Annotated in this window: 17 protein-coding genes; 13 read left to right on the top strand and 4 right to left on the bottom strand. The window is 41.4% G+C overall.

What is annotated here, in order from left to right; genetic code table 11:
- Positions 1–165 precede the first annotated feature (165 nt).
- Entirely contained in the window at positions 166–1,077 is a 912-nt protein-coding gene (locus UYC_RS0113085) for a DUF2382 domain-containing protein (RefSeq protein ID WP_016876283.1), read from the top strand.
- 275 nt (positions 1,078–1,352) lie between these two features.
- Complete coding sequence (locus tag UYC_RS0113080; protein ID WP_016876282.1) at positions 1,353–2,219, top strand: DUF2382 domain-containing protein; 867 nt, start codon at positions 1,353–1,355, stop codon at positions 2,217–2,219.
- 141 nt (positions 2,220–2,360) lie between these two features.
- On the opposite strand, the gene UYC_RS0113075 is transcribed toward UYC_RS0113080, so the two are convergent.
- On the bottom strand, positions 2,361–3,719 hold the full coding sequence (locus tag UYC_RS0113075; protein WP_016876281.1) for a sensor histidine kinase: 1,359 nt from the start codon (positions 3,717–3,719) through the stop codon (positions 2,361–2,363).
- A 220-nt stretch (positions 3,720–3,939) separates the two neighbouring features.
- Positions 3,940–4,221 (bottom strand): hypothetical protein, encoded by a 282-nt coding sequence (locus tag UYC_RS37800; RefSeq protein WP_127011421.1) that lies wholly within the window; start codon positions 4,219–4,221, stop codon positions 3,940–3,942.
- Between the two features lie 629 nt (positions 4,222–4,850).
- On the opposite strand from UYC_RS37800, the gene UYC_RS0113070 reads away from it, so the two are divergent.
- The 4 genes from UYC_RS0113070 to UYC_RS0113055 all read left to right on the top strand — a co-directional run bounded on the left by UYC_RS0113070 (position 4,851) and on the right by UYC_RS0113055 (position 10,215).
- The gene (locus UYC_RS0113070) at positions 4,851–5,894 is read left to right on the top strand and encodes a permease (RefSeq protein ID WP_016876280.1); all 1,044 of its coding nucleotides are present in this window, start codon (positions 4,851–4,853) and stop codon (positions 5,892–5,894) included.
- Between the two features lie 48 nt (positions 5,895–5,942).
- Positions 5,943–6,716, top strand: coding sequence for a TIGR03943 family putative permease subunit (locus UYC_RS0113065; protein ID WP_016876279.1), 774 nt, complete (start codon positions 5,943–5,945; stop codon positions 6,714–6,716).
- Positions 6,717–6,797: 81 nt separating this feature from the next.
- Positions 6,798–8,339, top strand: a complete 1,542-nt coding sequence (locus UYC_RS0113060; protein WP_016876278.1) for a WD40 repeat domain-containing protein — start codon at positions 6,798–6,800, stop codon at positions 8,337–8,339.
- A 271-nt stretch (positions 8,340–8,610) separates the two neighbouring features.
- Entirely contained in the window at positions 8,611–10,215 is a 1,605-nt protein-coding gene (locus UYC_RS0113055; RefSeq protein ID WP_016876277.1) for a hypothetical protein, read from the top strand.
- Positions 10,216–10,459: 244 nt separating this feature from the next.
- On the opposite strand, the gene UYC_RS0113050 is transcribed toward UYC_RS0113055, so the two are convergent.
- The gene (locus UYC_RS0113050) at positions 10,460–12,562 is read right to left on the bottom strand and encodes an NAD(P)/FAD-dependent oxidoreductase (protein ID WP_016876276.1); all 2,103 of its coding nucleotides are present in this window, start codon (positions 12,560–12,562) and stop codon (positions 10,460–10,462) included.
- Positions 12,563–12,719: 157 nt separating this feature from the next.
- On the opposite strand from UYC_RS0113050, the gene UYC_RS0113045 reads away from it, so the two are divergent.
- Positions 12,720–12,962, top strand: coding sequence for a hypothetical protein (locus UYC_RS0113045; protein ID WP_016876275.1), 243 nt, complete (start codon positions 12,720–12,722; stop codon positions 12,960–12,962).
- Between the two features lie 144 nt (positions 12,963–13,106).
- Here the strand turns inward: UYC_RS0113045 and cimA are convergent, their stop codons facing one another.
- Positions 13,107–14,723, bottom strand: a complete 1,617-nt coding sequence (gene cimA / locus UYC_RS0113040) for a citramalate synthase (protein WP_016876274.1) — start codon at positions 14,721–14,723, stop codon at positions 13,107–13,109.
- 73 nt (positions 14,724–14,796) lie between these two features.
- Between cimA and UYC_RS0113035 the strand changes: the two genes are divergently transcribed.
- The 6 genes from UYC_RS0113035 to UYC_RS0113015 all read left to right on the top strand — a co-directional run bounded on the left by UYC_RS0113035 (position 14,797) and on the right by UYC_RS0113015 (position 20,587).
- Positions 14,797–15,039, top strand: a complete 243-nt coding sequence (locus UYC_RS0113035) for a hypothetical protein (RefSeq protein ID WP_016876273.1) — start codon at positions 14,797–14,799, stop codon at positions 15,037–15,039.
- A gap of 108 nt (positions 15,040–15,147) precedes the next feature.
- Positions 15,148–15,495 (top strand): hypothetical protein, encoded by a 348-nt coding sequence (locus tag UYC_RS0113030; protein ID WP_016876272.1) that lies wholly within the window; start codon positions 15,148–15,150, stop codon positions 15,493–15,495.
- Positions 15,496–15,726: 231 nt separating this feature from the next.
- Complete coding sequence (locus tag UYC_RS40335) at positions 15,727–16,494, top strand: FAD-dependent oxidoreductase (protein ID WP_157171243.1); 768 nt, start codon at positions 15,727–15,729, stop codon at positions 16,492–16,494.
- The gene (locus UYC_RS40330; RefSeq protein ID WP_157171242.1) at positions 16,430–17,734 is read left to right on the top strand and encodes a thiazole synthase; all 1,305 of its coding nucleotides are present in this window, start codon (positions 16,430–16,432) and stop codon (positions 17,732–17,734) included. Before UYC_RS40335 ends, UYC_RS40330 begins: the two co-directional genes overlap by 65 nt.
- Before the next feature lie 235 nt (positions 17,735–17,969).
- Positions 17,970–18,149, top strand: a complete 180-nt coding sequence (gene psb34, locus UYC_RS0113020) for a photosystem II assembly protein Psb34 (protein WP_016876270.1) — start codon at positions 17,970–17,972, stop codon at positions 18,147–18,149.
- A 260-nt stretch (positions 18,150–18,409) separates the two neighbouring features.
- On the top strand, positions 18,410–20,587 hold the full coding sequence (locus UYC_RS0113015; RefSeq protein WP_016876269.1) for a tetratricopeptide repeat protein: 2,178 nt from the start codon (positions 18,410–18,412) through the stop codon (positions 20,585–20,587).
- Positions 20,588–20,699: the final 112 nt, after the last annotated feature.

Genomic DNA, 20,699 nt, shown 5'->3' with positions numbered 1-20,699 from the left:
AACTAAAATAATTTATATATTTCCTATTACATATCCTAAAAATTATCAAAAATATACCAAGAGATTACATTTATAATTAACTAACTCTTTCGCTAGAAAGATGGGTAAATTTTAATATTTGCCTAGTCTAGTAGTGAAAAGATAAAACCGTTTGGGAGAATCAGCATGGCTCTTTACAAACTTACAGATTTTGATCCTGACTATAAAGATAGCTTTGGCGGCAATGACATCAAGGGAATGGGTGTCTATGTAGAAGGTAGTGACGAGAAGATTGGTACTGTTAGCGATGTCTTAGTAGATGAAAATGGCCGTTTCCGCTATCTAGTAGTGGATATGGGCTTTTGGATTTTTGGTAAGAAGGTGTTGTTACCAGTTGGGCGTTCCCGCGTAGATCGTGCTAGCGATCGCGTCTATGCCATTGGTATGACAAGAGAGCAAGCAGATAATTTACCTGAATACGACGAACTCCAAACCGTTGATTACGACTACGAAGAACGAGTACGCGGTGTATATCGCAATCCTGTGCCAGTAGATAGATCTGCTCCTTTAGAATCATCAGCTCCTCTTGAAGCTGCTGCCACATCTACTACATCTACAGGTTATACTTCCGCTGCTACTCCCGCTTATGATCGCAATACCTACAACTACGAACGGGAACCATCTTTGTACGAGATGAATGAGCAAAATCATCAAACTTTAAGACTGTACGAAGAGCGGTTGGTTGCTAACAAACAACGTCGCAAAGTTGGAGAAGTTACAGTTGGCAAGCACGTTGAAACTGAAACAGCACGAGTTGCTGTTCCGGTAGAAAAAGAGCGAGTAGTTGTTGAGCGCGTCACTCCACAAGATGCAGGCAGAACAGTTGCTCCTGGTGAAGCTAACTTCCGCGAAGGTGAAGTTGCTCGTGTAGATATCTATGAAGAAACTCCTGAAATTCGCAAAGAAGCTGTAGTACGTGAAGAAGTCAGAGTTAGAAAAGAAGTAGAGCAGGATACTGTTCAGGCTCAAGAAACAGTTCGTCGGGAAGAATTGGATATCAACGCTCCTAATTTGCCGATAGACGAGCGCGATAGATAGAAGTAAACAGTTTGCTTACTTTATAGTCTATAGTTTATCAAATGACTACTTTGGGCTTTAGACTGCAAACTCATCACTAGTTTTAATTAGTACAGGTAGAGTTTAATCAGCAACTTTACCTGTACTGAAAAAATTGAGAATACAGAAGCTAAAATTTTTACGCGCTCTTGCAGGATATAGTTATAATTTTAAAAGAAAGGATTCCGGAATATTTTGAATGCTAATTTGTAACTAATTCCTAATAAATGAAAAACTTATAAAAGATTTAATAGAGTATGTTTCCTCATTCTAATACTTCCCATAAAGAACATATTAGTACACTGGCTGACAACTTAATTAGAAGAATCAGAAATTTTTCGGTCTTAGATAAGCACATTAAACTTATAGGTAGGGTAAGAGATTTAATTCTCGATTCTCATCATCAACTCAATTTGATGGTTTCTGAAATTATAGAGCATCAAAGCACAGATACACAGTCCATAGAAGATAGTCACCACTACTTTTTATTACCTAGCAAGCTCATCAAAAAAATCGACGTAGCAACTAAATCTGTATTTCTAGAAATAGACAAATCACAGTTAGAGCATATGCCAGAATATTACCAACCCGAAATAGCAGACGGTACTCAGAAGTTAGAACAGACTAATACTACTGAAATTGTAAATCTCCAGGCTCAAAATACAACCTTAGATTCAAAAGTTTCAGAAAGTATTGCTGAAGAAGAAATTATTCGTTTGCTAGGAGAAAAAGTAATCGTTGACCGCAGTAAGCGAAAAGTTGGGGATGTAATTGTTCGCAAAGAAGTTGAAACTCGGATAGTACAAGTACCAGTTCGATATGAGAAACTTATTGTTGAACAAGTTAGTCCAGAACATAGACAACTTGCTGAAATTAATTTAGGTCACGAGGAAATTTCTAATATTGCATTGACAGAAGTAGAGCAAGCTACTGTTGATGTTCTTGACGGCAATTTAACTGTAAGTGGTGATTTTAATTCACCTAAGATTGCTAGTCTTCTTTTAAATGCGATCGCTTTGGAAAAAAATCACGGTTGCAAGAAAGTAAGAGTAACTATTTCTGTTGAAGATGAAGAACGCCGACAAAAATATCAGGAATGGTTTGAGCGCACTTCAATTAGGTAAGGAGACAGGTGATTGGGGACTAGTGACAGGGAACAGGGAACAGTGAACAGTTCTCGTTACCAGGTTGAACCTGGTAACGAGGGTTTCTACTCTTTTTCTCTAGCCCCTAGCCCCTAGTCCCTAGCCCCTATTTTGAATTACTCATACCAAGGGTAATAAAATTTCAAATTCAGTGCCGACACCAACTTCTGAACGTAAATTAAATTTACCGCCATGTCTTGCAGTAATAATTCTATAACTAACTGCTAAACTAGTTTCTTTATCAGCTCTTTTTTCTACTGAAAAAGATTCTATTATTTGCTGTTGAAATTCTTTAGACATACCAGGGCCATTATCGGTAATGCGAATTGAAACCCAACGAGAATCGGGAACTTGTGGATTCTTAGCAGTTTGGGAAATGACTGATGTGTTAATTTCAATTCGAGGAATTTCTACTTTGTCACCCGGAGCGGGGTTAAGCTGGAGCCGCACTGCTTCATCAAGTAAAACATCTACAGATTGACTCAAAATATTCATAAATACTTGATGTAACTGTCCAACAAAGCAATATACAGGAGGGAGATTACCGTAATTTCTAATAACTTGAATTTCTTTTTTAACCCGACTATTAATTAATAATAAAATATTATCTATACACTTGTGTAAATCTGCTGGTTTAGGATAAACTTCATCAATATGACAAAAATTTTGTAAACTGGTGACAAGTTTTTTTAACCTTTCTGCACCAGTGTATATGCTAGTAAGTACCCGTGATAAATCTTCTTCTATAAAATCAAATTCAATTTCCTCTTTAAGATAAATTATTTCTTTAGTAGGATGGGGAGATTCTTGTTCATAAGCTGCTATTAATTTGAGCAAATCTTGGCTGTACTTGGAGATATAAGTTAAATTACCCCAAATAAAACCTACCGGATCTAAAATTTCATGGGCAATTCCATCTACTAATCTTCCGAGGCTCGCCATTTTATCATTTTGAATCATTTGGATTTGGCTGCGTTCATAACGTACTTGAGTTTCTATTCCCCGAATTTGCCAGGAAGCAATATTCAATTCCTGCGCATCTAACAAAGAGTAGGTGTCAGATTCCGTTTTTACAACCACTGGTTCTGTCATCAATTCAGGCGATCGCCTCATTGCCAATTGCATAGCTGTTAAAATCGGAGTATGATCAGCAAGCAATAAAATTGGTGTACGAGCATAGCTGTAGAAAATCGCTAATGATTGCTCAAAAAACAACTCTTGCCCGTAAGGACGAATAAATAATTCTAGCAATCTCCGTCGCGAAATCATGCCAGTGTAATTTCCTTCTTCTACTAAAATTGCTCCTGGCAACAGCGGATATTTTTCAAACACTTTCGCCACCTCTGCGGCTGTACAGCTAGCTTCTACTTGGAAGTTATAAAGCTGTAATTCTTGGAGAGTAGATTGTAAGTTGAGATCGCGATCGCTACCACTAGACAAATATGGCGGTGATATATCTGCTCTGACTTTTTGTGACATTGGGCACCCTATTTCTTATCTTCCAGAGAACTAATAAGCTAATATTTTAGCCTTTGTGCCTGGATATTAAGGAAAAATAGAGAATTATAAATAAAAGTAGTATTAAATACAATTACTAAGACAATGTCTTGTAATTATACTTAGCTAACACAGACTTTACACAAAAGCAATTTTTGTAGGGTGGGCACTGCCTAACTTTCCTCAAACCCTTATTTTTAGGTTATGTACAGTGCTCCGAAGTTCCCTGGGCGTGGGAAACCCTTTCGGCAGTTGCTACAACGCTCTTAACCCGACACCAGGTGCTACAACGGGGGGAACCCTCCGAAGTTCTGATTGCCATGCAGGTGCGGCGGGGGCAGAAAAATCGGAGATTTTTCTGCTGTCGGCAGAGCCGACGCTGTGGTTGCACAGCAACCACAGCTATCCCCGCTCGCACCATCGGCGGAAGCCGCCGCTCAGACTTCTCTCCGCAACGCACTGGCTCCGCAACGCACTGCCTCACTGCAGGTCTTCTCTCCACCTTACTGTTATTGAGAATGGCGTCAGATCTCAGCTCGCCTCTTTCTGGTTAAAAAATAAATCTTAATATTGTTTTACGCTTTCGGAACTTAAGTATACAGATTCTGCCTATTTGTATAAACAAATTATTCCACTCACTAGAAATTTTGCGTTTTGGTATTGCGATATGAAAATTTTTGTAGTAAAAACTCAAAACATAGTTTGCAAAAATAACCATTTACTCAAAATCAGCAATCACTGACAGCGATTTCTGCCTTTTTGAAAGAATGTAAACTATTGATGAAAATACGTAGATGATCGCATTAGATTGAGTAAGTTTAATATAATCATAAGAAAAGCTAATCAATTAGTAGATGTACTGAAGTTCTAGACTAGGAACCATTTTTGACGTTTCGCTATCTATGTATAGGATTCATTTCTAAACAAACTCAAGTAAAACAAAGTATCCATGATCAGTAATGCTTTGCAAGCTTTCAACAATTACCTGACAAACCGAGTATTTACCGATTGTTTAATGGAACTTTAATTATCTGCACTTGTTTACGATCCCCATTCCGATAGAATGACTTGGCAGAACCTTAAAATTCAAAACCGCTTTTGACAGCGACGCCCATGAATCAACTTAACAATGGTTTTACTCTATTTCTGAGTCTGCTAGTCGAGGCGATGCCTTTTCTACTGCTAGGAGTGTTTTTCTCCAGTTTGCTGCTATTTTTTGTTGATGAGCGCAACTTAGCAGATAAAATGCCTAAAAACCCGCTCATGGGTGCGTTAGTCGGCAGTATGGTAGGCTTTTTATTCCCTGTATGTGAGTGCGGTAACGTGCCAGTGGCGCGGCGATTATTGATACAGGGAGTACCGACACCAGTGGCAATTGGCTTTTTGCTAGCAGCACCCACAATTAACCCAATTGTCATCTGGGCAACTTGGACAGCATTTCACGACCAGCCAGAAATAGTAGTATTACGTGTAGTGTTTTCCCTATTAATTGCCACTATTGTTGCTTTTGTCTTTAGCTTTCAAAAAGACTTGACTCCTTTTGTTCAACCAACGATCGCGCGTTATTTAAAATTTAACCCGGCTTTGAGAACACAATCCCAACGCGGCTCTAAAAATTATCAAATGCAGCAGCAAGCGGGTACACCTGCCTTACTACAATCAGGCACATATTTACTGGGAGTAGGGCAAACCATGCGTTTAGAAACTGCTGCCGCTGAAGCCACGGCTTCTAGTTACGGTAAACCCTTAGCAGCTAAACTACGGCTAGTAGTAGAAAATACTATCCAGGAATTGCGAGAGTTAGGAGGGGTATTAGTGATTGGCAGTGCGATTGCCGCTGCGATTCAAGTTCTAGCTCCCCGCGAATTGATTCTGAGTCTAGGAGCAGGGCCAGTTAGTTCTATTACAGCTATGTTGGTATTAGCCGCAGTAGTGTCAATTTGTTCTACTGTCGATTCTTTTTTTGCTCTCTCTTTTGCTTCAACCTTTACGAGTGGTTCCCTATTAGCATTTCTGGTATTTGGCCCAATGATTGATATTAAAGCCGTTGGTCTTTTGTTAGCAATATTTAAACCCCAAGCGATTTTTTACTTATTTGCTTTACCAGCACTATTGACATTCTTGTTCACTCTTACGCTTAACTTGTACATCTTTTAACTAGTCTTTTGTTTTTACCAATAACTAATGACAAATGACTAATAACCAATGACTAATAATCAAAACCGTAGAAATAAAATTACAAACAGGTTACTTCCCTGGCTGGATGTTTTAGCGATTGCAGCCTGGGGCATTTTGATGTTGAAATATTGGTTAACTAACAAACTGAATTTGTTGATCCATCCAAATTTTTTTGGATTGGTAATTGCAGCTGCTTTATGCTTGCTGATTATCAGTATTTTCAGAGCCAAAGAACTATTACAGTTGTCTCGTCGTGAAGCGAATACCAATGTTCAACATATAACTTTATTTCCTCCAGGCTGGGGTAGTACTTTCCTATTAACATCAGCGATTTTGGGCTTCATGATCACACCCCAAGTTTTTGCTAGCGACAAAGCACTGCAACGGGATTTGAGTGAGTTATTGGGTTCAACGCGTGTTAAACCACAGGCATTTCGTGCTGCCGTTCCTCCTGAAGAGCGATCGCTAGTAGATTGGGTACGGATGCTAAATGTCTATCCAGAACCAGATAGATATCAAGGAAATAAAGTCAAGGTACAGGGATTTGTGATTCATCCACCACAGCTAGGAAAAGAACATTTATTATTAGCGCGATTTGTTCTGACTTGTTGTGCAGCAGATGCTTATCCTGTAGGATTACCTGTCAAATTGTCAGAAACTCGCGAACAGTACCCTCCTGATACATGGTTGGAAGTAGAAGGGCAAATGGCTACAGAAACACTAGCGGGCAAACGCCAACTGACAATTGTTGCTAACTCACTTAAAAAAATTCCTCAACCCAAAAATCCCTATAGTTATTAGTTATTAGTCCAAAGTAGACAATTCAAAGTAATTTGACTAATGACAAATGACTAATGACAAATGACTAATAACAAATGACTAATGACTACTAAAAAAGCAATTTTCCAACCACTAGATCGGATCGCGATCGCCCTGATGTTGCTATTAATTTTGATAATTGGGCTACTCATCTCCCAAGGTAATGCAGTTAAAGCAAATGTCAGGGAATTTACTTGGAAGCACGTTCAAACAGAAGAAAAAGATATATTAACGAATGATGCCTCCCAAGATAAAAAAATTGGAGCAGAATATAAAACCTTTATCCTTACCTTTAGTCGCCCAATGGACACTAAAAGCGTAGAGGAAAATTTGAAAATCGAGCCTCCCTTAGCAGGTACAATCAGTTGGGCAGGGCGACGCATGGGTTATACCTTTATCACCCCAGCACCCTATGGAACAACTTATAAAGTGCAACTAAAGGATGCAAAGGATAAATTTGCTGTTCAAGGTGGGAAAAAGGGTGTAATGCAACCTTTTAGCACCACTTTTAGCACACGCGATCGCATTCTTCTTTACATCGGAGCAGAGCAAGAAGATCAAGGAAGATTAGTTCTCTACAACTTGACACAAGAGCAAAAAAAGATACTTACTCCGAAAGATTTAGTTGTACTTGACTTTCAGCCATTTCCAGATGGGGAGAAAATTTTATTTTCTGCTCGCCCTGCCAACAACCAGGATATATTGTCGGCTCAATTATACACGGTTACTACTGGTTTCTCCGCCCCACATCATCAAAATGCAGAATCTGCCAGTAAAATTGATTTAATTTTAGATAATAAAGATTATCAAAACCTGAAATTTGACTTATCACCCGATGGGCAAACTATCGTCATTCAACGGGGAAATAAAACTAATCCCAACGATTTTGGCTTATGGTTTATTCCAGTAAATCGAGATACTGGGAATACCCCACAACGTCTGCAAAGCCAACCGGGGGGAGACTTTATGATTACGCCAGACAGTAAAGCCGTAGCAGTTGCCCAAGGGCAGGGAACAGCTATTTTGCCCCTCCAGGCTGATGGTACAAAACCCCTAGATTTTTTCCCGCAGTTTGGATTAGTACAAGCTTTTTCACCAGATGGTTCTCAAGCTGCAATGGTGAAGTTTAATACAGATTATACGCGAGACTTATTTTTAGTCACCAACCAAGGTGTTCAAAAAAAACTGTTAACTACAAAAGGTTCCATAGTCAAGTGCCAGTTTGATACAGCTTCTCCCACCCTTTACTGCTTGCTCACACAGCTATTACCAGGAGAATTTTATCAAGAACAGCCATATCTAGTGGCAATCGATCTCAAAACAGGCAAGCAGAAACCATTGTTAGTACTACCGCCCGATCAGCGGAACGTACAAATGAGTTTATCTCCTGATGGTTTGGGACTATTATTTGACCAAGTAGTATCGCAGACAACTCCTGTCACATCACCAGATGCCCAAGTTCTCACCACCGAAGATGGAGAAGCGATTGCTACCAGTAGCTTGTGGTTGATGCCCTTATTGCCCATAATTGATTCTCAGGAGACTGCAGAACTAAAACCAGAACAACTTCCTTTAGTTGGATTTCATCCCCGTTGGCTTCCCTAATAATGAGGGGTTGTGATTGTTCGCTGATTCTCCTAATCACCCAGATCTTGAAATTAGCACCCGTAAAATCATCAAAAATGGCAGATTGTCAAATTTTGTTTTTTTGCTGGTCGTGGTGAGAGAAAGTTATAACTAATTTAATTAAGACAACTCTTTCTGGGGAGCAGGCGAACTTGCCTTCTAGAGTAAATTTTGAAAATACAGCACTGACAATTCAGTCGTGCTCTCGGATTCTCCAATCAATTAGTTTGAAGCTGGTGGGTGAACAGTGATGAATGAAGCAGACACCCCAAATAACGGGAATTTCCTTAAACCCCTTAATTCTGCCAATGTGGCACAACCACAACAAGCCAGTTGTCCTTTTGATTTTGTTGGGCATCCTACAAACAAGACAATATCGTACTTACCACTACTGGCACCAGCAGAAGCTCGGCAATCTCAAGCAGAGGTAATTGATGAAACAGATTGCGATCGCACCCCGACTGCCGAAGAGTTACTTTCACACACTAGTTCGTTATCAGTTGCCAACACGCAGGTAGCAAGCGATCGCGTACTGGAATTCACTCAACCACCATTACAGCAGCCTGAACCTGAGCAAGATTGGGTTGCTGAACCCGATCAACAAGAACAAGAACTAGTAGGAGCTGAATTTCAGCAACTGCTAGCATTAAATGAGGAATTGCGTTCTGCCAATAATGAATTATACGAACAAGTAGAACATTTAAAAGCAGCCTTAACTGAGTCAGAAGAAGCTTTGCAGTTGCAGAGCAAGCGCTCAACAATTGCAGAAACAATGCTCAAGCAACAAGCTCAAGAGCTTGCTGCTGCCCAAGAGCAAATCAAGTCGCTGTTTGAGCAATTGGAAACTGCTGTCTCTACCGTTCAAACTCAGGAAATTTTTATTGAAAGTTCTAAAGGGCAGCTAGAAATTAGCCAGAATCGCCTCGCCCAGCTAGAGCGGGAATGTGCCTTACTTCAAACTAAATACAACGAACAATCTCACCAGCTATTGCAATCAGAAAATTCTAATCGAGAGTTACGTTCTCGGCTGATGCGGCAGCAACGCCAAACTCTACAATTTAAAGCAGCTTTGGAAAAATGTTTGGACACTACAGTCCCCAGCTATGATTCGTTAGAGGATAATCCTCAAAGCAGTGTAGGTAATAGAAACACTACGCACTCTAAGCAAGCTAACTCTATTTTCTCCAATCAACGACCAATTCGACCTTGGACAGCAGAATCAGAATCCTTAGAGGATGAACCTAACAATGTATGGAAGGAATTTAACCTACCGCTCCATCGATGGGAACATTCTACTCCTCCTATCCAATCACCGATTATAAATACATCAATTCAGGAAGCTCAATCCACAGCAAACCAACCAAACATTCAGCCAGAAATCGATAGCTCCACCCCATCAACACCAGTTTCACCTTCAGAGCAGTCAAATTTAGAAGAACAACTAAATAACCTCTTCCAAACATTTTTTACTGCTCAACCTGCATCACCACAGCCTACCCAAGAAAAAGATGTAGCAGATGATGATGATATAGATGTAGAAGACGGTGAGGAAGTTATGGTGCAAAGTTCAGAAAGTTTTGCCACAGCTTTGGATGATAGCGAGGAATTAGTAAATAACATTATCACCAACCCTGAGACTAACTCTGACGACAATCAGGATGACTTGGTAGAAACTTTGCAATTATCACCCCAGCAGTTACCAGCAACATCTGTGCCTACACAACCAGTTACTGACGACTCTGCCCATTCTAATTCGCCTTCTCCACTACTTTATCCCCAGCGTCCACCCAAAAAGCGAACGTCTTTGGCATCTGTGGAACTGCCGAATTTTCGCCCAAGCCCAAATAGTCAATAGTCATTTGTCATTAGTAAAAATCGGCGTTGCTGAATTGAGGCATGAAATTTAAAAATCAGGCATTTAAAACTCTTACTCTCTGCGAACGCCAGTTGCTTTAAGTCAGCAGAGCCGACGACAGTTGCTACAACGCGCTTAACCCGCGCAACGCACTGTCTCCCCAACGCACTGGCTCCTCTGCGTGAGGCAAATTCATACTTTGAATCAGCAACGCCTAAAAATTTTTGGATATATAGACTATTGACTAATTAACAATTGACTTTTGAAGTTGTTGCTCGGTGGTAATTTTTACTACTTTGTTATCAGGGCGACCTTTACCTGCAATCAGACTATAGTTAATTGCTAATAGTTGCAACCATAATGCTGGATAACGGGGTTCTAACCAAGGACGGAACCTGCGCAGTAAATTTGGCAACCATCCACTTAACAGGGTGCTGACTAGAGAATGACGGGTAAAGTCAAAATAGTTACTTGTCCACCGCAGTAAATCCTTAGCTCCAGCTAACTCCCAGATCCACAGCAGTAAAGCGGGATTTTTCCGAGCTGCTTTCAGCGCTAATCGATTAAATGTCAACCAATCAAATCTATCTTTAATAAAATCGTCTGCGACTTCTTTTGATTCGTCTGCTAATAACCCAAAGAAGTTATTGAGCATAGTATTGATGCGCTCTGGTGGTAAATTTTTTCCAGTTGGCACCATCATGCCTTTAGAAAACATCCAAGTCACGGCAATATTATTTTGGAAGGCACGAATTCGGTTCAGGTGTTGCGCAGAAAGCAGGTTATGTTTGAGGGCGACATCTAAAAGAGTGGTGAGGCGTGCTAAATTGCGAACTAGGGAACCAAAGCCCGTGAACACGAGAGGAGACTGAAGCGATGCCGCATCACCAATGGCAATCAATCTATCGAATGCAACTGTGCGATCGCGACTATCAACACTAAAATGCCCCGGAATATATCCAAATGTCGCCTTCTTCCACACCAATTTGTCCAGATCGCAGCGTCGATATTCTGGCAAAATCGTAAAAAAGTCTTCGTACATTTCCAATAAAGAACCGGGATTTTGAGCATTGACTTGGTGGTAGTGAAATAAATAAATTGTCAATTCTTCATCTGCTCCGGGAAACAATTCCCAAATTAACTGCCTGCCCCTGGAAATATCACCGTGACTGTTCAAAACATCTCCGTACTGAGAATCCCAAACCCCTGGTTCAAATCCACGCTCAACAACTGCCCCCACCGTCGGGCATACACTGTCAAAAGCACGACTACCATTTAATTGCCAAGCGATCGGCGAGGCTGTTCCCATCGCATCTACCAGTAATCTTCCACTAACTTGCTTCTGTGTGCGATCGCCTAAATTTTGAACCGTAACGACAACTTCCGAAGTATAAATATCAGCTTTTACAAACTCTGTTTCATCCCAAATTTCACCACCTGCTGTTCGTAGCTTTTGTCCACACAGATGCAGTAATTTTTCGGAATTTAAAGCCAAATTTAATACTGTGGGAGTGTGCAATACAGGCGCTTTGAGATTTTGGGGAACATAAGCATCAAAAAATTTATTAAATCCGTCTTTGTACTCCCGCGCGATTATTGATTCAACTTCGGCAGGAGTAAGCAAACCCAAATTTATCAAGCTTTGAATTTCATCGCGGGAAATATTCCATTCCCGGTTCATGCGTCCAAAAGGTAATCTTTCCACCAATAAAACTTTATAACCCAGTTTTGCCATCACCGCCGCATGGATCACACCCAGTGCGCCACCGATATAGATGAGATCGTATTGGGGATTGCCCTTCTGCTCCTCTGCCCCTAACTCCCTATCCCCACGATGAGAAAACACTACCTGTCGCGGCTTCTGGGGATTGCGCACACCTTGACGCCAGCGTTGCTCCCACCAGTATGCCCGTTTGAGATCGTATTCTCCATTCGGTATTTTCTGAAAGTACTTGACAGTAAGGGGATAATAGGGAGCTAGCGCCTCAAAAATAGATTGCTTAGACAAATCAATTGCTGGTGGTTCAGGATAGTGATGTGGAAAGCGATTTCTGATTTCATTAGTCAGGCGTTTGAGTATTTGCTTTTCTTGAGGAAAGGGTTGACTTGACCAACGAAACGCTTTTAAATAGGTTGTTCGCTGCACTGACCAGACAAAAATAGAAAGTTCAGGGGGTAAGTTTTCCGAAATACTCCCCTGACTAACTGTATTTCCCATCATTCTCAGACGAAAGCCATCCGGTGTCAGGACTTTTTCCCCAGTTCCCGGTTCAAATTCAGCTTGCAGCCATTGGCGTACAGCTGATGTATCGGGGACAGGGATTTCTAGGTAAAGTATCTCTTTCATCTTTTTTCTCATCTCCGACAAAGATATTCACTCAGACAGATTAAAAAGAGAGCCAATTTGCGATAAAATGCGCCCTAATTCTTGAATGAAAATTCAGTAAAGAAATTTTAAAAGTTTGTCAAAATCACTGTTCATTTTTTTTCAATAAACTTCCGCCATGAATTATCCCATCCCAGATAGCACTCAAGAAATCATTGCCTTACGGCAAAAGCCAATAGATGAAGAATTAGTTGCCAGGGCGATCGCTGGTGTAGTCAAAATTGTCCGCGCTCAAGGGCAATCCTTAGACGAATTAACCGCTCAAGTATTAGCTGAAGATAGCGTGCTGGATCAGCAACAACGGCGTTGGCTCAGTCAAGTCGTAGCTCAAGCCTGGAAAAGTTTCTCTGAAAGTGCTTAATTAAGGCACGGCATCAAGATTAAGATTGTTTTGCCACCGTGCCGTAAAGTAGTTCCAAATTAGCAAAAGTTGCCAATCACCCTTTGTGGTGTGGGAGTATAAATCATAATACGTATCTGGGATTGGCACTTTACAGGTTAAATTTTAACTTGACGCCCTCACAATCGCTTCAGCTTGTGAATGTAGCAACAAACCGTATTCTAGTCCTTCCACTACTGCTTGATAGGAAGCCGCCAGAATATTTGTGGAAACCCCAACAGTCGTCCAACGTTGGTGGCTATTGCCAGACTCAACCATAACGCGGGTTTTTGCTGATGTGCCCGTATGCCCGTTGAGAATTCGCACTTTGTAATCTGTTAGTTCAAAACTAGCGATTTGGGGATAAAAATTCACCAAAGCTTTGCGTAAAGCTGCATCCAAAGCTGCAACCGGGCCGTTTCCTTCGGCTGCTTCTAAAATATCCTTACCATTGACAGCGACTTTGACTGTGGCAAGAGAACTTGTAGTTTCTTCTTCCTGCACCAAGTCACAGTGAACCTGAAAACCTTTGATTTCAAAAAATTGCTGACGGTTACCTAAGGCTTGGCGCATTAACAACTCAAAACTTGCTTCAGCCGCTTCAAATTGGTATCCTTCACTTTCCAATTCCTTTAAACGTTCGAGAATTCGCTGCGTCGTTGGGTTGTGCTTGTCTAATTGAATTCCAAAACAGCGGGCTTTCGCTAAAACATTACTGACTCCAGACTGTTCGGAAATGACAATGCGACGGCGGTTTCCTACCTGTTCTGGTTGAATGTGTTCGTAAGTCAGGGGGTTGCGTTCCACCGCTGATACGTGTATGCCACCTTTGTGAGCAAACGCCGATCTGCCGACAAATGGCGCGTGTTCATCAGGGGCAAGATTGACAACCTCACTGACAAAGCGGCTGGTTTCAGTTAGTTGCAGAAGTTGGTTATCTTCTATACATTTATAACCAAGTTTCACCTGTAAGTTGGGAATTAACGAACAAAGATTGGCATTGCCGCAGCGTTCGCCGTATCCATTCATCGTACCTTGTACCATGTTTGCTCCTGCCATCACGGCTGCGAGAGCGTTGGCAACAGCCGTATCAGAATCATTGTGAGTGTGAATTCCGATTTGAATATCGCTGGAAGTAGTCTTGATGACATCTGTAACTATTTGCATAATTTCATGGGGCAATGTGCCGCCATTGGTATCACATAAAACTAACCACTCAGCACCAGCAGCGATCGCTGTCTCTAAAGTCTGAAGAGCATAACTGGGGTTGTGCTTGTAACCATCAAACCAGTGTTCTGCATCGTAGATAATGCGACGTCCTTGAGCACGTAAATACTCGATAGTATCGCGGATCATCGCCAAATTTTCTGCTAAAGTAGTCTTGAGTCCTTCTGTCACGTGTAAATCCCAAGACTTACCAAATATTGTTACCCAATGGGTACCAGCAGCAAGGATTGCTTGCAGCATTGGTTCGGATGCTGCAATTTTATGAGGACGGCGAGTCGAGCAAAAAGCTACAACTTCAGCTTGCTGGAGTGGTTCTTCTTGCAACTGCCAAAAAAATTGTACATCTTTGGGATTTGCCCCAGGCCAACCACCTTCTATGAAAGGAATACCCAGTTGATCCAGCCTTCTGGCGATGCGTAACTTATCTTCAATCGATACCGATAAGCCTTCACGCTGAGTGCCATCTCGTAAAGTGGTGTCGTAGATCCAAAGTTGGGGCGAAGAATTTCCGGTCATAAAACTGTGACTTGAAAGATAACTTTAAGACTATGTGTCAATACCTAAAAAACAGCCAGTTTAGTCATCCAAGATGCTCAAGATACTAGCTCAAGGAAATAAAATTGAGTGCTTGCGCGGAGCCAATGTGAAGAAAATTTTGCTGCAAAATAGTATTGACCTCTACAATAGCGGTGCTAAGGTAATTAACTATCAGGGAATTAGCAGTTGTTGTACGCAGTTTGACTCAAAAGTCAAGCAAAAGAAAACAACATATTGGCGCTGGCAAAAGCGGCGCTCCCCACCTCCTCATTCTCCTACAATAAACCTGTGTTGAGACTATCAAACTCAGGTTATAAGTAATTTGCCACTTGATTACAAAGTTTGATGGATGTTTGGAGCGTAGGTTCTTAATTAGTCTGGATACTAAAAGGAGAAAAACAACATGGGTAGATGGACACCATTAATTTTGATGGCTGGAGGTTTAGCAATATTGCTAGGTACTTTGCTGGGTATTAACTTTCCAATGGGCGGACAAAACACTGCTCAAGCTCCGGGAAATGGAGGTAAAACCTCGCGAGTTCTGCCCGCCAATATTAATGTTAATAGTACAGCGGCTGGTACTGCTTCTGAAAACAACACTGGGAGTAGGGAGTTACAGAATAATACTGCTGATGACACAGTAACTGAAACTACAACTGCTCAAAACACAACTGACTCAATTAGCACCACAGACGACACTCAATCAAACACTACAAATCAAAGCAACGAACCAATTCCAGCTTTGTGGTAACGCTTGCCAGTTATTGGTTAGCACTTATGAGTTACCTGCTATGAGTGATGAGTTAGGAGTTAGGAGTTATTTAGTCAACAGTCCATAGTCAGCAGTCAAAAACCGTAACTATTGATTCTTGACTACTTAACTCTTTTGTGGGTGCTTTGAACGAGATAATTATGTTTGCCTTACCACTGACACAAGAAATTTCATCACCCCTACTAACTCTTGACTATTAACTATTGAATAATGAATAAAGATGTTTTGATTATTGGTGGCGGCATTATAGGTTTAGCCATCGCTATTGAAATGAAACTGCGCGGAGCAACAGTCAGCGTCTTAAGTCGCGACTTCCACTCTGCCGCCACTCATGCTGCTGCTGGAATGTTAGCACCAGATGCCGAAAAGATAACTAATACAGCAATGCAGGAGTTGTGTTGGCGATCGCGTTCTATTTATGCTAACTGGACACAAAAACTAGAACAAATTACTGGCTTGAATACTGGTTACTGGCCTTGTGGAATTTTAACACCAGCCTTGGAAGAAGAGGGGGAGAAAGGGAGACAGGGAAAGGGGGGGAAAAATAACAATTTCTCCTCATCCCCTACTCTCCCATTCCCTCACTCCTCCTCTCCTGCCTATTGGCTAGACAAAGAAACTATTAACCAATATCAATCAGGATTGGGTGAAGAAGTAATCGGTGGTTGGTGGTATCCCGAAGATGCTCAAGTCGATAATCGTGCTCTAGCAAAAGCTCTACTGAGTGCAGCACAATCTTTGGGTGTTGAGTTGAAAGAAGGAACTACAGTAGAAGGACTTCAGCAGCAGCAGGGACAGGTTGTGGGTGTACAAACTAATGCTGGAGTTTTGCGTGCCGAACATTATATCTTAGCCACAGGTGCTTGGTCAAACCAATTATTCCCCCTACCCGTGCGCCCAAAAAAAAGGGCAAATGTTGAGCGTGCGAGTGCCAGAATTTGTGACAGAATTGCCTTTGTCACGTATTTTGTTTGGTAATGAAATTTATATTGTGCCCAGACGCGATCGCCGGATCATGATTGGAGCTACCGTAGAGGATGTTGGCTTTACCCCCTACAATACGCCCATAGGAATTCAAACCTTATTACAACAAGCAATTCGGCTATATCCCCAAATTCAGCATTATCCGATTGAGGAATTATGGTGGGGATTTCGCCCTGCTACTCCTGACGAATTACCGATACTGGGGAGTAGTAACTGTAAAAATTTAACTCTGGCTACTGGGCATTATCGTAATGGTATTCTTCTCGCACCCATCACGGCAGCATTGATAGCCGATTTGATTTGGGAACAAAAATCCGATTCCCTTCTTTCTCACTTCCACTATTCGCGCTTTCAGACTCAGTCATCTACCCCCAGCCAAATGCTTACACTCTCTACTCCTCACTCACCATTACAGCAAGTTGCCTCTGTACTCCCCATTCAAGATTCACCACTTGTCATCGCTGGCAAATCTTTTACCTCTCGCTTAATGACAGGAACGGGCAAATATCGCAGTATTGAGGAAATGCAGCAAAGTGTCGTAGAGAGCGGCTGTCAAATTGTTACCGTTGCCGTTAGACGCGTGCAAACCAATGCTCCCGGACATGAAGGTTTAGCCGAAGCACTAGATTGGACTAAAATTTGGATGTTACCTAATACTGCTGGATGCAAAACAGCAGAAGAGGCAATTCGTGTAGCCCGTTTGGGAAGGGAAATGGCGAAACTGCTTGGACAGGAAGATAATAATTTTGTTAAGTTAGAGGTTATTCCTGATTCTAAATATTTACTGCCAGATCCGATTGGCACTCTCCAAGCAGCAGAACAGCTAGTCAAAGAAGGCTTTGCTGTTTTACCCTACATCAACGCCGATCCCATACTGGCAAAGCATTTAGAAGAAGTAGGTTGCGCTACCGTCATGCCCTTAGCAGCACCCATCGGTTCTGGGCAAGGGCTAAAAACCGCCGCTAACATTCAAATCATCATCGAAAATGCAAATGTACCCGTAGTGGTAGACGCTGGCATTGGAGCGCCATCTGAAGCAGCCCAAGCAATGGAAATGGGCGCAGATGCATTGTTGATTAATAGCGCGATCGCCTTAGCCAAAAACCCACCCGTCATGGCACGCGCAATGAATATGGCAGCGATCGCAGGTCGTTTAGCATATCTTGCTGGTAGAATGCCAACAAAAGACTATGCCAGCCCCTCTTCACCCATGACAGGAACAGTCACGAATTAAAGGCTAGGGACTAGGGACTAGGGATTAGGTAGTGGGGATTTTAGATTTCTCGTTCAACCTGGTAACGAGGTTTTGTGGGCTGCCGCCTCCAGCCATATCCTCTCCTTGTCCCCTTGTCCCCTTCTAGCCCCTAGCCTCTAGTCCCTAAACTTTTGTAACGAATTATCTCGATAAGTAAGAGCATATATTGCATTTATGTAACATTAAAAAAACGAGAAGAGTAAGGAAATAATTCATGCCCTATACGACTGAAGAAGGCGGCCGTTTAAATAATTTTGCGCGTGAACCCAAAGTTTATCAAGCAGAACCTCCTACTCAACAGCAAAAGCGCAATTATATATTTTTGGGAATTGCCGCAATGGTTCTGGTGGGTGGTTTAGTTTTCGTTGCCTTCTCTGTTTCCAATCTCAGTTAATAAAAATTGTATTAATAAATTAATTGACTTTAGATATCTCCTGTCAGGTTCCAAATTCTATCGGAACCTGGTTTTTTATTTGTTACAATTAAAGATATAGAAAAGTATATTTTTATACTTTTGAATTTATACCTAAAACAATTGATTTATCCTGAGTAAAATCACAATATATTTACAAATCTTAGTCAAAATCAGATTTACAAGCCGCTTGTATATGTCCCTAAAGGGAAATTACACTGAATTTTGGCTCTTTAGCCGCCATGAGCGTGAATGAAACAACACATTCAGATAAATTTGTATGGAATCGGCAAGTATACAATCGCCTAAAACTTGCCCTCAGTCTTGGCTTGCGACGACAATTTTTTTTAGCAATATGTGATGATTTAAACTTGAGAAATCAAGTGGCGGCACGTTTGCATTCAACTTTGGCTTATCCGGTTGGGCAAGTACTATATCAGCCTTCAGAGGCGCAAGAAGACAGCACACCAGCTTATCCGCGATTAGTCACTTTACGATTGAACTTAAGCGATCCTAACCCCATCGCGCAAATCAATCAATGGCTGCTTAATTATCCACCACCAATTGTAGGAGCATCAAAAGATAGTCCTGGAAAATCTTTACCCATACCAGGCTTTCAAATTGTGGGTGTTGAGCAGCTAACTAGGCAACCAGTCGCAATACAACGTTTATTTTTACATTATCTACGTTTAACCGAACAGCATTTATCAAGCCCAGAATCAAGCCGTTTTTTAGAATCAAGTTTACTGTTGTGGGTACCGCGCCCTTGGTTATATGCGATCCAACAGTCAGCGCCACAATTTTGGCGTTGCCGTACAGGTGTGTTTGTTTTTGCTGGAGAACCAACACCAACTACCAATAACAGAAGTTCACAAGAACGTTTATCTAGTTATAAAAGTTTGGATTTAGGTAGTTTGGATCAATCTGGGTTGGAAGAATCTCTCTCCCAGTTAGATTTTGATTTTCAGTCACAATCACCAGTTAATCGCGGACAAAAAATCCCAGAAACTCCTGTGAGTACATCAGAAATCTTGATGCCAGAAGCACCGCAGGAAGAACAAACACATCAAGTCAGTGTTAGTGAAACTCGTTCGCAGCCAGAATTGACGCACATCAGTAAGGAATTAACGGAGTTAATCCAAACCACAATTAATAATATCGATCCTGCGATCGCTCAAAATCGAGATGAGAGCGTGCAAGTGCAGCAACTTTTGGAAGAAATTGATGGATTGCACTTAAAACAAGCTTTACCAGAGACAATAGCAGCAGCTTATCATCGCTTGGGGAACTTATATCGCCTGCGGATCGAGCAAGGGCAGGCAAACTTAGAAAACATGATGGTAGCGATTTTGGCATATCAAGAGGCAATTACATATGATGAGACTTCACCTCATGTGCCAGATATCTTAAATGATTTGGGAACACTGTACTGGATGTTGTACCGCACACCACCCAATTCTGAAGAAGGACAATCTTACATCGAGCAGGGAATTGAATTTTATCAGTTAGCTTTAAAATTAATTTCGCCCGAAACACACTCAGAAACTTACATTCGCGTGCAAAATAATTTAGGCACAGCTTATGGTGATTTAGCACGCTTTAAGAATCCAGTCAAAAACTGGCAACTAGCGATCGCAGCTTACACTGAAGTAGTGCGCTTGCGTAACAATATGGAACCATTGAAGTACGCTGCCACCCAGAATAATTTGGGTACTGCTTATTGGCATTTGGCGCAACACACTCAATCGGCGGAAAACTTGCACAAAGCGATCGCAGCTTATAGTCTTGCCCTAAATTACTATCATCCGGAGCAAGAACCGTTGAAATACGGCATGATTCAAAACAACATCGGCACTGCCCATTGGAATTTAGCACAGTACGATCATCCAACAGAACATTTGCGACTGGCGGTGCAAGCATACGCAGAAGCTTTAAAATATCGCACTCCTGCTAATGTTCCCGCCGCTTGTGCTGCCACGCAAAATAATCTTGGTACTGCTTATTGGCAGTTAGCAAACCAACCTCAAACAACAAAAGAAGAACGTCAGCAGTTCTTAATACTGTGCGTCAAAGCTTATGAAGAATGCACAACTCTTGCTCATTCACTGAATGAAGAGAGTTTAAGTTTTGATATATTTGCCACTCACAATAATTTAGGATTAGCTCATTATCAACTAGCAACAGATCAGTATTTAAATGGAGACAAAGCCTCTCGTTCCCAACATTTGGAAGCAGCATTAGAAAATCATTTACAAGCCTTAAATGGACTTAATAAACAACAGGAATCTTATCAAACTACATTTACTTATATTGTCAAAACAATTCGCGCTTTTCATAATGAGTTAGGAATTAAAGGACAAAATCTTGCTTTATCAAAAATTCCTGGTCATTTATTATCAGAAATTATGCCCAAGCTGTAATTGAAGAAGAATACAGAATACCTGCGGAAGTCGCTACGCGCCTACAGAATGAAGAATTTCTTCTAAATTCTGGCTTTGAGAATTCTTCTTCTGACGACTGACGCCCCTATTC

Origin of the sequence: Chlorogloeopsis fritschii PCC 6912, from assembly GCF_000317285.1 — a bacterium.
GTDB lineage: Bacteria > Cyanobacteriota > Cyanobacteriia > Cyanobacteriales > Nostocaceae > Chlorogloeopsis > Chlorogloeopsis fritschii.
Note: the sequence above shows the minus strand (reverse complement) of the source record. Positions and strands in the feature narration are given on the sequence as shown.

Excerpts from the sequence above, each read along its gene's own strand:
- UYC_RS40330 (WP_157171242.1), top strand. The coding sequence starts at position 16,430 with ATGTTGAGCGTGCGAGTGCCAGAATTTGTGACAGAATTGCCTTTGTCA.
- psb34 (WP_016876270.1), top strand. The coding sequence starts at position 17,970 with ATGCCCTATACGACTGAAGAAGGCGGCCGTTTAAATAATTTTGCGCGT.
- UYC_RS0113050 (WP_016876276.1), bottom strand. The coding sequence starts at position 12,562 with ATGAAAGAGATACTTTACCTAGAAATCCCTGTCCCCGATACATCAGCT.
- UYC_RS0113080 (WP_016876282.1), top strand. The coding sequence starts at position 1,353 with ATGTTTCCTCATTCTAATACTTCCCATAAAGAACATATTAGTACACTG.
- cimA (WP_016876274.1), bottom strand. The coding sequence starts at position 14,723 with ATGACCGGAAATTCTTCGCCCCAACTTTGGATCTACGACACCACTTTA.
- UYC_RS0113015 (WP_016876269.1), top strand. The coding sequence starts at position 18,410 with ATGAGCGTGAATGAAACAACACATTCAGATAAATTTGTATGGAATCGG.
- UYC_RS0113070 (WP_016876280.1), top strand. The coding sequence starts at position 4,851 with ATGAATCAACTTAACAATGGTTTTACTCTATTTCTGAGTCTGCTAGTC.
- UYC_RS0113075 (WP_016876281.1), bottom strand. The coding sequence starts at position 3,719 with ATGTCACAAAAAGTCAGAGCAGATATATCACCGCCATATTTGTCTAGT.
- UYC_RS0113055 (WP_016876277.1), top strand. The coding sequence starts at position 8,611 with ATGAATGAAGCAGACACCCCAAATAACGGGAATTTCCTTAAACCCCTT.
- UYC_RS0113065 (WP_016876279.1), top strand. The coding sequence starts at position 5,943 with ATGACTAATAATCAAAACCGTAGAAATAAAATTACAAACAGGTTACTT.
- UYC_RS0113045 (WP_016876275.1), top strand. The coding sequence starts at position 12,720 with ATGAATTATCCCATCCCAGATAGCACTCAAGAAATCATTGCCTTACGG.
- UYC_RS40335 (WP_157171243.1), top strand. The coding sequence starts at position 15,727 with ATGAATAAAGATGTTTTGATTATTGGTGGCGGCATTATAGGTTTAGCC.
- UYC_RS0113030 (WP_016876272.1), top strand. The coding sequence starts at position 15,148 with ATGGGTAGATGGACACCATTAATTTTGATGGCTGGAGGTTTAGCAATA.
- UYC_RS0113035 (WP_016876273.1), top strand. The coding sequence starts at position 14,797 with ATGCTCAAGATACTAGCTCAAGGAAATAAAATTGAGTGCTTGCGCGGA.
- UYC_RS0113060 (WP_016876278.1), top strand. The coding sequence starts at position 6,798 with ATGACTACTAAAAAAGCAATTTTCCAACCACTAGATCGGATCGCGATC.
- UYC_RS0113085 (WP_016876283.1), top strand. The coding sequence starts at position 166 with ATGGCTCTTTACAAACTTACAGATTTTGATCCTGACTATAAAGATAGC.